Source organism: Mesorhizobium sp. W067 (assembly GCF_054719525.1).
In genome coordinates this window covers 663,582-676,816 of sequence record NZ_JBTTII010000001.1, presented here as the reverse complement: position 1 = coordinate 676,816, position 13,235 = coordinate 663,582, and the positions used below count along the sequence as shown (strand labels likewise).

Below are 13,235 nucleotides of genomic sequence, written 5' to 3'. Positions count from 1 at the left end.
CCCTTGGATATTTTTGACAGCGCGATCCGGAGAAAAGGCGATCTCGCCGGCGTCTTTGAACATGACGACACTGAAGGGCCAGCAAACGCCACGGCTTATTTTTACCTATACGAAGCGCATGACGAGGTAGTTGGGCGGATCATCGGCGCAATTCATATTCGATCGGGTGCCTGGGCGATCACCGAAGCGGATATTGCCGTCCAATGGGACAATGATGAGAGGCGCGTCGGCCTTTTCGTCTTCGGCACTTTGTCGGCAGCCTTTGATGCCGCTACTGGCGCTAAATACGGTGGCGGATACGGCATGGACTTCCAGCGCGAAATTCCCTGGTCCTGAGATCTAACAGATGAAACAGCTGCTTCTTCTTCGCCACGCCAAGTCGAGCTGGGACGACCCGGCGGTTGCTGATTTCGACCGGCCGCTCGGGCCGCGCGGGCTGAAGACGGCGCCGCTGATGGGGCGCGAACTGGCCCGGCGCAGTTGGCTGCCTGACCTGGCGCTGGTGTCGCCGGCGCTGCGTACGCGCGAGACATGGCGGCTGGTCTCGGCGGAACTGTCGGCGAGCGTAACGGTGGAGTTCGCCGAGGCGCTTTTCGAAGCCACGGCTGGCGACATTCTGGCCGAGCTGCAGCAGGCAGTCGCATCGGCTAGCTGTCTCCTGGTGCTCGGCCATAATCCCGGCCTGGAGGACTTTGCCCGCCGGCTCGCCGGTCCGCGATCGGGTGTGGCTGCTCTCAGGAAACTTGAAGAGAAATTCCCGACCGGCGCCCTTGCCCGCTTTGTCATCGACGGCGACTGGGCGGATCTCGGCTTCGGCGCGGCCCGGTTGACGCATTGCATCAAGCCGAAGGATCTAAGCTAGACCAAGCTGCCTAACGGGCTAGCCGCAGGTGACAGCCGCAAACCGTGTTTTGAAAAGACCACGGTCAAACAAGGAGATAGGACCAATTGCTGGCGGATTGATTCAAGATCTTTGCGGCCCCGAGTCGATTGCATAAAAACAAGAGCGGTGGGCCGGGCCCACCGCTCTTTGTGGTCGTAGATTTCTCAGAAAATCAACGACCCCAGATGCCCTGGCCGGATTCCGGCTGGTTCGAGTCGCCCTTGATCGTGAAATCGCCGAGGCTGGCCGGCTTGCGGATCGAGGCGGTATAATTGTGATCGATGTTGCCGGCGGGCGCGGCCACAGCAGGCTGGTTGACGCCGTCGGAGCCGTAGTGGTCGCTGCCTGCGAAAGCGGTGCCGGTGGCAAGGAGGATGGCAGCAGCGGTAAATGCGATCTGCCATTGCCAATCACAAAAATGTGCGAACCGAACCGTTCGGTTCGGTGTGGGAAGGCGCGAAATGGCGTAGTTGTTGCTATATTCTATTCTCTATACGGCTCCGACCTCGCAACGCCCCTCGTTGCGTTACGCTTGCATCTCAAAAGGTCGTGAAGCCCAGTACGTCGCGCATGTCGTATTCGCGGGGCGGCCGGACGGCGACCCAGCGTGCTGCCGCAATGGCGCCGCGCGCGAACATCGAGCGGTCGGCGGCCGAATGGGAAAGCGTGAGCGTCTCGCCCTCGGCCAGCAAGCTCACGCTGTGCTCGCCGACGATGCTGCCGCCGCGCAGCACGGCAAAGCCGATCTCGCCGGCAGGGCGTGGACCTGTAACGCCGTCGCGGATGCGTTTCGCCACATCGTCCAGCCTGACGCCATGTCCGCGAGCGGCCGCCTCGCCCAGCATCAGCGCCGTGCCCGACGGTGCGTCGACCTTCATGCGGTGATGCGCTTCCAGGATTTCGATGTCGGTGTCGGGACCAAGTGCTCGCGCCGCCTGCTCGACCAGCCCGGTCAGCATGCTGAGCCCGAGCGAGTAGCTGCCGGAGCGAACGATGGCGACGGACTTCGAAGCAGCAGCGATGGCGGCGAGATCGGCCGGCTCGAAGCCGGTCGAGCCGATGACCAGCGCCGGGCCGCCGCGGGCCGCGCAAGCTTGTGCAAGATCGACGGAGGCCGCAGGCGTGGTGAAATCGATGACGACATCCGCAAGCGCCAGTGCTTCGTCGCGCTCGACCAGCCCCTCACCGATGCTGCCCGGCCTGTGAAAGCGGGCGACGAGCGCCAGCCTGGGATCGGTCTCGACGGCCAGCGCCATCTCCCTGCCCATGCGGCCGAGCGCACCGGCTATGGCTATTTTCAATGGATGCGGCATGGCGGCTTTCACTGGAAATGCGAGTCGCAACAATGATCTACCATGCCGCCTGCCAGATTGATTCAGCCGGCGCCATGCGTCTTGAGCATCATGCCGGCGATCTCCTTGACCAGCTTGGCGGCAACCAGCGCGGTGAGATTGGAGACGTCCTGGCTTGCATTGTATTCGACGACATCGGCGCCGACGATGGGCTGGTCGATCCGCTGGATCAGGTTGATCACTTGCCGGGTTGTAAGACCACCGGGTTCGCGGTGCGACACGCCGGGCGCACAAGCCGGGTCGAGGCCGTCGAGATCGACCGAGAGATAGACCGGCGTCTTGAGATCGAGCTGCAGATCCTCGCTGAAATGCCGCGCCTCGATCATTTCGACGCCGAAGCGCTTGAGCTGGTCACGAAGCTCATCATTGAGGGTGCGCGAGCCGATCTGGATCAGCCGGTCGGCCAGCCCCTCCTCCAGGATGCGCGCGAAGGACGAGGTGTGGGACCGCCTGTTGCCCTGATAGGCATCGTAGATGTCGGGATGGGCGTCGATCTGGACGATCGTTAGCCTGGCATGGCGGCGGCGCACGGCACGCAGCACCGGCCAGGCGATGGCATGATCGCCGCCGAGGCTGATCAACGGGTGGCCGGCATCCAGCGCGCGGCCGACCTCGGCCTCGATTCGCTCCCACGGATCGCCGGCGCCTGAAAAGTCGATGTCGCCGTGGTCGACGAAACTGTCCGCCACATCGAAGCCGGTTTCGCTCCACGAGCTGTGCGCGTCGCTTTTGAGTTCGCGCCGGATCAGGGCCGGCGCTGCAGCCGCGCCCTTGAGATAGGACGAGTTCTCGTCATGCGGTATTCCCAGAAGCGAAACCCTGGTCATCGGCGTGCGATCTCCGGGAACAGGCAATCTCCCTAAACCTGGGAGCTGGCTGGCGATAGCAGTGCCGCTTGGGCCAGCTGCGAAGGCGATCAGGCGTCACTTCCCGATCGCGCCGCCCAGCCTTTGCCTGACGATCGCGGCGTGGAAATTCGTGCCGTGCAACAGCCCGTCATCGTTGAAGTCGTAGCTGGAATTGTGCAGCGGGGCCGAGGCCTCGCCATTGCCGAGGAAGACGAAACAGCCCGGTACGTGGTCGAGAAAGCGGGCGAAATCCTCCGAGGCGGTCATCGGCTCCGCCGCGATGCCGGCGGCGCCATCGGCCAGCACGCGCCTTGCGGCGACAAAGGCCGCGTCCACCAGGTCGGCATCGTTCTGCAGCGGCACGAATTCCCTGCTGTAGGTCACGTCGGCGGTGACATTGTAGGCGGCGGCGGTGCCCGCCGCGATGACCCGCATCTGGCGCTCGATCTCGGCGCTGACCTCGGGACGAAAACTGCGGGCGTCACCAAGGATGCGGGCGAGGCCGGGCAATGCGTTGCGGGTGCCGTCGGTGATCAGTTCGGTCACCGAAACCACCGAAATGTCGGCCGGGCTCAGCCTTCGCGAGACGATGGTTTGCAGATTGGTTACCAGCGCGCAGGCGGCGACCAGCGTCTCGTTCCCGGAATGTGGCCGCGCCGCATGGCCGCCGATCCCCTTGAGCACGATCTCGAAATTGTCCTCCGCCGACATAAACGGGCCGGCACGGGTCTCGAAATGTCCAATGGGCAGGCCAGGCATGTTGTGCAGGCCAAAAATCTCGTCGAAGGGAAAGCGCTGCAGCAGCCCGTCGTCCAGCATCGCCAGCGCGCCCCTGCCCCATTCCTCGGCGGGCTGGAAGATGAAGCGCACGGTGCCGTCGAAACCGCCCTCGGCGGCCAGCAGCTTTGCCGCGCCGAGCAGCATGGTGGTGTGGCCGTCATGGCCGCAGGCATGCATGATGCCGGGGTTCTGCGAGCGATGGGCGGTCGCGGACTGCTCGGTGATGCGCAGCGCATCCATGTCGGCCCTGAGCGCAATCGCCCGGTTGCCGCTGCCGCGCTTCAATGTGCCGACGATGCCGGTGCCGCCGACCCCCTCTGCAACATCGTCCAGCCCGAATTCGCGCAGCTTCGCGGCGACAAAGCCAGCGGTGCGCTTTTCCTCAAAGCCGAACTCGGGGTGCGCGTGCAAATCGCGCCGCCAGCCGGTCATTTCCTGCTTCAGCACATCACGATCGAGCTCAGCCATTTTCTCCCCGACCTATCTTGCAAGCTCACTGGCGACATCAAGCAGGATGTTGGTGCCGGCGACAAGCTCGGCATCTTCAGTGTGTTCGCGCGGATTGTGGCTGATGCCACCGGCGCTCGGGACGAAGATCATTGCCGCCGGCGCGAGGCGGGCCATCATCTGCGCGTCATGGCCGGCGCCCGATGTCATGCGCCTGACGCCGAGACCGCGGTTCTTCGCGGCCGCCTCGATCCGTTCGACGATGCCGATGTCGAATAGCACCGGTTCGAAGCGGGCGAGCCGCTCGACCGAGATCGATACGTTCTCCAAAACCTCAAGCTCCTCGAGATAGGCAGCAAGGGCCGCCTCATGCGCCTGCAAGCGCTGTTCGTCGGGATCGCGCAGGTCGATGGTGAAGACGGCGCGCGCGGGAATGACGTTGATGGCGTTGGGTTCGAAGCGCATCGTGCCGACCGTGGCCACGGTTGGCCCATTTGAAGCCCTGGCCCGATCGTGCAGGAAGGTGATGATGCGGGCGGCGGCGTGGCCGGCGTCGCTGCGCATCGACATCGGCGTGGTGCCGGCATGGTTGGCGGCGCCGTCGATGGTGATGCGCTGCCAGGAAATGCCTTGCAAATTCTCGACCGCGCCGATCGGCACGCCTTCACGCTCCAGCACCGGCCCCTGCTCGATATGAAGTTCGAGATAGGCATGCGGCTTGAGGAAGCCGGGTTCGCGGTCGCCGGCATAGCCGATGCGGGCGAGCTCCTGGCCGAGCACGCTGCCATCCGTGCCGATGGCGGCCAGCACGGCCTCGGCACTGACGCCACCGGCATGGCATAGCGAGCCCATCATGTCAGGCGTGTAGCGCACACCTTCCTCATTGGTGAAAGAGGCGACCGCGACCGGGCGCGACGGCGAAAAGCCCGAAGCCTGCAGCGTCTCGATCACCTCCAGCCCGGCCAGCACGCCGTAGCAGCCATCATAGATGCCGGCATCGATAACGGTGTCGATATGCGAACCGATGAGCAGCGGCGCCTGCCCGGCATTGTCGGGGCTTTGCCAGATGCCGAAGATATTACCGACCCGGTCGATGGCGACTTCCAGCCTGGCCTGCCTGAGCCAGCCGACAAAGAGGTCACGGCCCTGTTTGTCTGTGTCGGAGGCGGCGAGCCGGATCAGCCTATCCTCACTGTCGCGGCCAACGGCGGCGAGTTCCCGGATGCGGCCAAGCAGACGCTGTGCATCGATCCCGATCATGGCTATGCCTCGGCCTTCAGCTTGCCGGCCAGCACATCGGCGGGGCTCTGCCCGACCAGCTCGGTATAGCGGTGCGGGTCTGTGGCGCCTTCGGTGTTGATTACAAGCACGCGGGATTTGTCGTCGAACCCGAGAGCGGCCTTGTGGTCGGCCACCGCCCGGATCAGCCCGGCCAGACCGACGCCGCCGCTTTCGCCGGCGACGATCACTGGATCATTGCCAGCCGGCCGTGCCAGCCGCCGCATCACCGCGACCGCCTCCTCCTCATCCACCGTCATGAAGGCATCGGCAACCCGCGCCAGAACGCGCCAGGCAACTTGCGAGGCCTCGTAGCATTCGAGCATCGCCATCACCGTCGGCTGGTCGTGTGCGACCTTGACCACGTGGCCCGCCCGGGCGGCTGCGACAACGCAGGCGGCGCGGGCCGGCTCGACGACGATGAAGGTCGGCCTGGCGTCACCGAGCACGATGGCGAGATGGCCGGCCAGGGCGGCGGCAATGCCGCCGACACCGGCCTGCACGAAGACATGGGTCGGCGGCTGCGGCAACTGGCCCAACGCTTCGCGCACGATCGCCGTATAGCCCTGCATGACCAGACCGGGGATGCGCTCGTAGCCCGGCCAGGAGGTGTCGGACACCACGGTCCAGCCTTGCTCCGCTGAAACCTCGGCGGCCTGCCTGACCGAGTCGTCATAATTGCCGTCGACGCGGATCATCTCGGCGCCATAGCGGGCTATTGCTGCAATGCGCGCCTCGCTGACGCCGGCGTGAACGAAGATTGCCGCTTTCGCGCCTACCAACTGTGCACCTTGCGCGACCGAGCGGCCATGATTGCCGTCGGTGGCGCAGGCAACCGTCATGCCGGCAGCGACCGCCCGGACGTCGAACCGGTTGAGATCGGCCACGTCAACGGGCCGATGAAGCGATCGGCTCGCCTCCTCCAGCACCAGTCGAAAAACGGCATAGGCGCCGCCGAGCGCCTTGAAACTGCCGAGACCGAGGCGAAAGCCTTCATCCTTGATGTGGACGGAGCCGAGGCCGAGTTCGCCGGCCAGCGTCGGCAATGCATGCAACGGAGTTGCCAGGTGATTGTCGCGATGGGCAAGAAAGCGCTCGACCGTATCGGCACCGGCATTCCCCAGCGTTTCGGCATCGACCGGATCGAGCGGCCGACGGTGCAAGGCATTGCTGTTGAGCAGGAACACGGGTGGCCTCCTTTGGGTGTGACGAAATCATATTGCAGCCGAGGCGCAAATAGCGCTGTTATTGGCGCTTCGAAATGCAAGTTTGTTTCGCCAGGATAGCGCTTTGCCTCGATCGCCTTCACTCGACAGTTTCGACCTCGCCATCCTTGCCATCCTGCAGCGGGACAACACGATGCCGCAGCGGCTGATCGGCGAAGCCGTCAACCTGTCGGCGCCGGCGGTGCAGCGGCGCATCAAGCGCATGGAACAGTCCGGCGTCATTGCGGGCAATGTCGCCGTGGTCGACCCGGCGGCGGTCGGCCATCCCATCACCATTTTCGTCGAGGTCGAACTGGAGAGCGAACGCTCGGACCTGATCGACGCGGCCAAGCGGCAATTCTCGGCAGAGCCCGAAGTGCAGCAATGCTACTACGTCACCGGCGAGGCCGACTTCATCCTAGTCATCACCGCGGCCGACATGGGGGCCTATGAGGCCCTGACGCGCAGACTGTTCTTCGACAGCAAGAATGTCCGAAAATTCCGCACCTTCGTTGCCATGGACCGTGTCAAGGTGGGGCTGACGGTGCCTCTGCCGGGATAGCCAGTCTCTTTACGCAATTCCGGACGGAAAACCGCTCACACTTTTCCTGGAATTGCTTTAGCCCGCCGGCCGCAGCCAGACCTTGTTGTCGTGGAAGGCCGCACCGCCATAGGGCGCTGGTGCGTCGGCGCCGGTGAGCACATTGATGCCTTCGCCACGCTCATGGGCGCTGTTTGGCCAGATGCCCTCGGCGATCACCACGCCGCGCTTGAGGCCTTCGAACAGCTTTGCGTGCAGCACCACCTCGCCGCGCCGGTTGCCGACCTCGATACGGTCGCCGTCGCCCAAGCCAAGCGCGGCAGCGTCGTCCGGATGCACCAGGAGTTCCGGCCGGCCTTCCTTGGCTCTCGACACCGGCGTTTCCGAGAAGGTCGAATTGAGGAAGTTGCGCGCCGGTGATGTCGTCAGCCGGAACGGATGCTCGGCATCCGCGACCTCGATCAGGTCGACATGGTCGGGGAATTCGGGGAGTTCCGCCACCGGCCCGAACAGGCCCATGCTTTTCGGCGGCCGGTTGGGCGCCGCCTGCCCGCTCCAATTGGCGCGGAAATGGAATTTCTTGTCGGCATGGCCGAAACCATCGATGAAATGCGCCGCCTCGAAATCCGGCTGCAGGTCGACCCATTTGTCTTCCTTGAGGCTGGCGAAGGAGCCCAGCCCGCGCTTGCCCAGGATGATGTCGATATGCTGCTGCTCGGTCAGGCCAAAGCCCGGCCGGTCGGAGACGCCGAGACGCTGCGCCAATTGCTCGATGACGAAATGGTTGGTGCGCGGCCCTTCCGGCGGGTCGATCAGCTTGGGACCAAGCGTGATGTGCTGGTTGCCGCCGCCCTTGTAGACGTCGTCATGCTCGAGAAACATCGTTGCCGGCAAAACGACATCGGCGAGCTTTGCCGTGTCGGTCATGAACTGCTCGTGCACGCAGGTGAACAAGTCGTCACGCAGGAAACCCTGCTTCACCAGCCGCTGCTCGGGCGCGACATTCACCGGGTTGGTGTTCTGGATCAGCATCGCCGTCACCGGCGGGGCGCCATAGAGCGCGTCCGCTGCACCGGTCAGCACCGGGCCGATGCGCGACTGGTCGAGATGGCGAATATTGGGATCGCGCATCGCGGCGCCTTCCAGCACATCCTGGTTGAGCTTGAAGATGCCGGAATTGGAATGGAAGGCACCGCCACCCTCATATTGCCAGGCGCCCGTGACGGCGGCGATGCAGGATGCCGCGTGCATGTTGACCGCGCCGTTGCGCTGGCGGGCAAAGCCATAGCCGAGGCGGAAATAGGTTTTCCTCGTCGTGCCGACGAGGCGTGCGAAAGCCTCGATCTCGGTGACGGCAAGACCGGTGATGGCGGAAGCCCATTCCGGCGTGCGCGTCTCCAGATGCGCTTCCAGCCCCTTCGGATCGTCGGTGTATCTTTCGAGATAGGCGCGGTCGGCCATGCCTTCCCTGAACAGCACATGCATGACCGCGCAGGCCAGCGCGCCATCGGTGCCGGGCTTCAGCACAAGGCCTATATCGGCCTGCTTCATCGTCGCGTTCTCGTAGACATCGATGACGACGATCCTGGCGCCACGCTCCTTCCGCGCCTTGATGGCGTGGGTAATGACATTGACCTGCGTGACCACGGCATTGGTGCCCCAGATCACCACGCAGTCGGACTTCGCCATCTCGCGCGGATCGGGACCGCGCAAGGCGCCCGCTCCCATCATCCAGCCGGTCCAGGCCAGATTGGTGCAGATCGAGCCGAAGAAGCCGGAGTATTTTTTCGCATGGCGCAGCCGGTCGATGCCGTCGCGCTGCACCAGCCCCATCGTGCCGGCATAGAAATAAGGCCAGACGGTCTCGGAGCCGTATTTTTCCTCGGCCGCGATGAAGTTCTCGGCGACGACGTCGAGTGCCGCTTCCCAGCTGGATTCCTTCCAGACGCCGTCGCCCTTGGCGCCGGCGCGCATCAGCGGCTTCAGCAGTCGGTCCGGATGATGGACACGATCGGCATAGCGCGCGACCTTGGCGCAGACCACACCAGCCGTATACGTATTGGACTTGGCGCCATGGACACGGCCGATGCGGTTGCCATCGAGCAGCTCGACCTCGAGCGCGCAGGTCGAAGGGCAATCATGCGGACAGGCGGAGTGGCCGATGCGGAGCTTGGCGTGCTGGTTCATGGGGTCAAACTAACCGTTTATGACGGCGACGTGTAGTGCCAGATGGCATCTCTTCCTTCTCCCCTTGTGGGAGAAGGTGGATCGGCGCACAGCGCCGAGACGGTTGAGGGGTGTTCCAGCGGAGTGAGACGTTGGCGTTCCCTGGAACACCCCTCATCCGTCGCCTTCGGCGACACCTTCTCCCACAAGGGGAGAAGGGAGGACCGCTCCCTACTGCGCCGTGCCTTCCTCATCCTCGACCGACATGGTTAGCCACTTTCCTCATGGCCGGCCAGCGGCTCGAAGGCGGCGCGGCGCTGGGCTGCACCTCGCTTAGCATGCTGTTAGGCTCATATCTCAAATTCAACTGCGGATATTGGTTTCCTAGGGTATTCATGGAGATGGCTTTGAAGGACCGTATCCATGAAATATCGAAAGCTCGCGGTCGGGCTGGTTCTTGCGGTTGTCGTATTGTCAGGCGCCTTGCTCCTGTTGGGCGGGGCTCTCGCAAGCCTCACCACTTCAATGTTCGGCGCATCTCGTATGATTTCCAAAAGCATGGAGCCTTATGGGGTCGTACTACGAACCCCGTTCAAAGGGGGCAAACGTCTTCCGCCTGAGGCAAAGCCCCTTGAGTGGCGCGTCGTCTTGCCACGAGCGTTCGTGACCATAGAGATAGGCACCAACGGTGCGATCGCCCCGGGAGGACGCAGAGAAAGCCGCTGGTATGAATGGCCCGCGCGAAGAACCTTTTTCATAGATTTTGAGACAGTTATCGACCTCAAGACGGATCAATTGACGCCGGCTGTGTTGTCCGATCCCGCACGGCTTAAGGACAATTTCTTGAATATCACTTTAAGCAACAGTAGCCTCTATCCCAGAGTTAAATCCGATGAATACTGTATCCGCGATGATGATTACGACAGCAGTATCGTGGAAGACGGAATTGCCGATCAGGTGCATCCATGCTCCTCGACGCCAAGGTGCGGCATAAACACGATCGTTGACGGCTGGGACGTCCGACTCATCGTCTCGCGGGCGATCTATAACCAGCCCCAAAAAATGTGTGCCGCTGCTCGGCGCTTTCTTTCAGAACACACAATCAAACGTGACAGCATCCGCTAGCGCGGAGACGGCGCCGCTTTACTCTGCCGTGCCTTCCTCATACTCGGCCGACATGGTCAGCCACTTTTCCTCGTGGCCGGCCAGCTGCTGCGCCAGCTGCGAGCGCTCCTTGGCGAGCCGTGTGGCCGTCGACGGATCCTTTTCATACACCGCCGGGTTGGCGAGTTCGTCCTCGATCAGGTCGATGCGCTTGCGGATGCGGTCCATCAGCGCTTCGGTGGCGCGTATTTCCTTGGCCAGCGGCTCAAAGGCGGCGCGGCGCGCGGCTGCATCGCGGCGGCGATCGGCCTTTGATGCCTTCTCGGCCTCGCGCTTGCCGCGTCGGTCGCCGGACACGCCGGTGACCAGCGTCTTGTAGTCCTCAAGGTCGCCGTCATACGGGTTGACCGCCCCGTCCTTGACCAGCCACAGCCGGTCGGCGGTCGCTTCCAGCAGATGGCGGTCATGCGAGATCAGGATGACGGCGCCGGGAAACTCGTTCAATGCATGGATCAGCGATTCGCGACTGTCGATGTCGAGATGGTTGGTCGGCTCGTCGAGGATGAACAGGTTCGGGCCTTCGAAGGCCGACAGGCCCATCAGCAGGCGCGCCTTCTCGCCGCCGGACAGGTCCTTGGCGGCGGTGTTCATCTTCTCGGTGGTGAGACCGAACTGGGCGACGCGGCCACGTACCTTGGATTCCGGCGCCTCCGGCATCAGCCGGCGGACATGCTCATAGGCGTTTTCATCAGGCCTGAGATCGTCGAGCTGATGCTGCGCGAAGATAGCCACTTTCAGGCCCGGCGCCACCGTCATGGTGCCGCTCTCCTGCTTCAACCGGCCCGACAGAAGCTTGGCGAAGGTCGACTTGCCGTTGCCGTTGGCGCCGAGCAGCGCGATGCGGTCGTCGGCATCGATGCGCAGCGTCATCTTCTTCAGGATCGGCTGGCCCTCGGTGTAGCCGACATTGACGTTGTTCAAGGCAATGATCGGCGACGCCACCGTTTTCACCGGCTCCGGGAAAGAGAACGGCCTCACCGTGTCGTTCACGATCGCCGCGATCGGCTTCATCTTCTCCAGCGCCTTGATGCGCGACTGCGCCTGTCTCGCCTTCGAAGCCTTGGCGCGGAAGCGTTCGACGAAGGACTCCATGTGTTTGCGCGCGGCTTCCTGCTTGACACGGCCCTTCTCCTGCAACTCCTTCTGCTCGGTGTACTGGCGCTCGAACTGGTCGTAGCCGCCGCGCCAGAAGGTCAGCTTCTTCTGGTCGAGATGAACGATGGAATTGACGGCGCGGTTGAGCAGGTCGCGATCGTGCGAAATCAGAAGCACCGTGTGCGGGTATTTCGAAACATAGTTTTCCAGCCACAGCGTGCCTTCGAGATCGAGATAGTTGGTCGGCTCGTCAAGCAGCAGAAGGTCGGGCTCGGCAAACAGCACGGCGGCAAGCGCGACGCGCATGCGCCAGCCGCCGGAGAAGGACGAGGCCGGGCGGCGCTGCGCGGCGTCGTCGAAGCCAAGGCCGGCGAGGATGGTGGCCGCGCGGGATTCCGCCGAATGCGCATCGATATCCGCCAGCCGCATATGGATGTCGGCAATGCGGTGCGCGTCGGTGGCGGTCTTTTCCTCCTCGAGCAATGCGGTGCGCTCGAGGTCGGCCTTGAGCACGATTTCGATCAGCGGCTCCTCGGTGCCGGGCGCTTCCTGCGCCACCTGGCCGATGCGGGTGTTCTTGGGCAGGCTTATCGAGCCGGTCTCGGAGGGAAAGTCGCCGGTGATGGCCTTGAACAGCGTCGTCTTGCCGGTGCCGTTGCGGCCGACGAGGCCGGCCTTGGTGCCGGCCGGCAAGGTCAGCGAGGCATGATCGAGAAGCAAGCGTCCGGCCATGCGGAGCGAAAGATCGTTGATGATAAGCATGCCGGGGCTTTTGCACGGGAGGGCGGCGCTTCGCAAGGGCCTGGGCGCTGGCGGGGGCATAAGGCATGAAGACGGCGCGCCTTAAGCGCGCCGTCCATTGCAAACAGCAGACTGACTTTTCAGAGGCTGCCTGGTTCAGGCTTTGGGTTTGCGCTTCGTCACCTTGGCCGCGGCGGCCGGAACGGCCGGCTTGCGGCCGAGGCCCGAGGACTTGGCCAGTGCCGAACGGGTCGCGGAGTAGTTCGGCGCCACCATCGGATAGTCCGACGGCAAGCCCCATTTGCCACGATATTCCTCCGGGCTGAGACCATGGTCGGTCATCAGGTGGCGTTTCAGCGACTTGAATTTCTTGCCATCTTCCAGACAGACGATGTGGTCGGGAAACACCGACCGCTTCGGATTGACAGCGGGGTTCAGCGCGGGGCTTTCCACGGCGGCAATGCTGCCCAGCTTGCGCACCGATGCGCTGACGCTGGCGATCAGATCCGGCAGGCCGGACGCAGGGAGAGGATTGTTGCCGACATAGGCCGAGACGATGTCAGCAGTCAGTTCAATAGCGGTCTTGCTGTCGATGGTGTGCAATTCTGTTTCTCCCGCCGGTCATGAAGTTGCCGGCTTTTTTTAAGACTTCTCTTGATGTATCGACCTAGCTGCACCCCCCAACGGGTCGCTAAGTCTCAATAAACGATCAAGAATCGGAACAGGAGGATGTTT

The 13,235-nt window shown here is 63.4% G+C and carries 13 protein-coding genes; 4 read left to right on the top strand and 9 right to left on the bottom strand.

The features are described 5' to 3' along the window. Positions 1-3: 3 nt before the first annotated feature. On the top strand, positions 4-336 hold the full coding sequence (locus ACYG97_RS03250) for a hypothetical protein (protein ID WP_023711894.1): 333 nt from the start codon (positions 4-6) through the stop codon (positions 334-336). Positions 337-346: 10 nt separating this feature from the next. Further along, the gene (locus tag ACYG97_RS03245; RefSeq protein ID WP_023733901.1) at positions 347-862 is read left to right on the top strand and encodes a SixA phosphatase family protein; all 516 of its coding nucleotides are present in this window, start codon (positions 347-349) and stop codon (positions 860-862) included. A gap of 193 nt (positions 863-1,055) precedes the next feature. Here ACYG97_RS03245 and ACYG97_RS03240 read toward each other — a convergent pair whose 3' ends face one another. The 6 genes from ACYG97_RS03240 to ACYG97_RS03215 all read right to left on the bottom strand — a co-directional run bounded on the left by ACYG97_RS03240 (position 1,056) and on the right by ACYG97_RS03215 (position 6,775). Continuing rightward, a complete protein-coding gene (locus tag ACYG97_RS03240; RefSeq protein ID WP_031262227.1) occupies positions 1,056-1,280 on the bottom strand; it encodes a DUF680 domain-containing protein in 225 nt (74 codons plus the stop codon). Between the two features lie 142 nt (positions 1,281-1,422). Further along, positions 1,423-2,196: a 4-hydroxy-tetrahydrodipicolinate reductase gene (gene dapB, locus ACYG97_RS03235; RefSeq protein ID WP_023733899.1), complete on the bottom strand. Its 774-nt coding sequence runs from the start codon at positions 2,194-2,196 to the stop codon at positions 1,423-1,425. 62 nt (positions 2,197-2,258) lie between these two features. Next, entirely contained in the window at positions 2,259-3,062 is an 804-nt protein-coding gene (gene speB / locus ACYG97_RS03230) for an agmatinase (protein ID WP_023733898.1), read from the bottom strand. 96 nt (positions 3,063-3,158) lie between these two features. Then, the gene (locus tag ACYG97_RS03225; protein WP_023733897.1) at positions 3,159-4,331 is read right to left on the bottom strand and encodes an amidohydrolase; all 1,173 of its coding nucleotides are present in this window, start codon (positions 4,329-4,331) and stop codon (positions 3,159-3,161) included. A 12-nt stretch (positions 4,332-4,343) separates the two neighbouring features. Next, positions 4,344-5,570, bottom strand: a complete 1,227-nt coding sequence (locus ACYG97_RS03220) for a Zn-dependent hydrolase (RefSeq protein ID WP_031199450.1) — start codon at positions 5,568-5,570, stop codon at positions 4,344-4,346. A gap of 2 nt (positions 5,571-5,572) precedes the next feature. Next, positions 5,573-6,775 carry a diaminopropionate ammonia-lyase gene (locus tag ACYG97_RS03215; protein WP_023701889.1) on the bottom strand — a complete coding sequence of 401 codons (1,203 nt, stop codon included), beginning with the start codon at positions 6,773-6,775 and terminating at the stop codon, positions 5,573-5,575. Between the two features lie 103 nt (positions 6,776-6,878). Here ACYG97_RS03215 and ACYG97_RS03210 point away from each other — a divergent pair, with 103 nt between their 5' ends. Next, positions 6,879-7,355 (top strand): Lrp/AsnC family transcriptional regulator, encoded by a 477-nt coding sequence (locus tag ACYG97_RS03210; protein ID WP_023684753.1) that lies wholly within the window; start codon positions 6,879-6,881, stop codon positions 7,353-7,355. Between the two features lie 57 nt (positions 7,356-7,412). Here ACYG97_RS03210 and ACYG97_RS03205 read toward each other — a convergent pair whose 3' ends face one another. Beyond that, entirely contained in the window at positions 7,413-9,521 is a 2,109-nt protein-coding gene (locus ACYG97_RS03205) for a molybdopterin-containing oxidoreductase family protein (RefSeq protein WP_023733895.1), read from the bottom strand. A 402-nt stretch (positions 9,522-9,923) separates the two neighbouring features. Between ACYG97_RS03205 and ACYG97_RS03200 the strand changes: the two genes are divergently transcribed. Beyond that, entirely contained in the window at positions 9,924-10,625 is a 702-nt protein-coding gene (locus tag ACYG97_RS03200; protein ID WP_023733894.1) for a hypothetical protein, read from the top strand. 18 nt (positions 10,626-10,643) lie between these two features. Here ACYG97_RS03200 and ACYG97_RS03195 read toward each other — a convergent pair whose 3' ends face one another. Together ACYG97_RS03195 and ACYG97_RS03190 are read right to left on the bottom strand one after the other, a co-directional pair. Beyond that, positions 10,644-12,521 carry an ABC-F family ATP-binding cassette domain-containing protein gene (locus tag ACYG97_RS03195; protein WP_023705325.1) on the bottom strand — a complete coding sequence of 626 codons (1,878 nt, stop codon included), beginning with the start codon at positions 12,519-12,521 and terminating at the stop codon, positions 10,644-10,646. Between the two features lie 135 nt (positions 12,522-12,656). Continuing rightward, a complete protein-coding gene (locus ACYG97_RS03190; RefSeq protein ID WP_023670270.1) occupies positions 12,657-13,103 on the bottom strand; it encodes a Ros/MucR family transcriptional regulator in 447 nt (148 codons plus the stop codon). Positions 13,104-13,235: the final 132 nt, after the last annotated feature.

Bases quoted from the DNA above. Each gene is read 5' to 3' on its own strand.
- ACYG97_RS03205 (WP_023733895.1), bottom strand. From the start codon at position 9,521: ATGAACCAGCACGCCAAGCTCCGCATCGGCCACTCCGCCTGTCCGCAT.
- ACYG97_RS03225 (WP_023733897.1), bottom strand. From the start codon at position 4,331: ATGGCTGAGCTCGATCGTGATGTGCTGAAGCAGGAAATGACCGGCTGG.
- ACYG97_RS03200 (WP_023733894.1), top strand. From the start codon at position 9,924: ATGAAATATCGAAAGCTCGCGGTCGGGCTGGTTCTTGCGGTTGTCGTA.
- ACYG97_RS03245 (WP_023733901.1), top strand. From the start codon at position 347: ATGAAACAGCTGCTTCTTCTTCGCCACGCCAAGTCGAGCTGGGACGAC.
- ACYG97_RS03220 (WP_031199450.1), bottom strand. From the start codon at position 5,570: ATGATCGGGATCGATGCACAGCGTCTGCTTGGCCGCATCCGGGAACTC.
- dapB (WP_023733899.1), bottom strand. From the start codon at position 2,196: ATGCCGCATCCATTGAAAATAGCCATAGCCGGTGCGCTCGGCCGCATG.
- speB (WP_023733898.1), bottom strand. From the start codon at position 3,062: ATGACCAGGGTTTCGCTTCTGGGAATACCGCATGACGAGAACTCGTCC.
- ACYG97_RS03195 (WP_023705325.1), bottom strand. From the start codon at position 12,521: ATGCTTATCATCAACGATCTTTCGCTCCGCATGGCCGGACGCTTGCTT.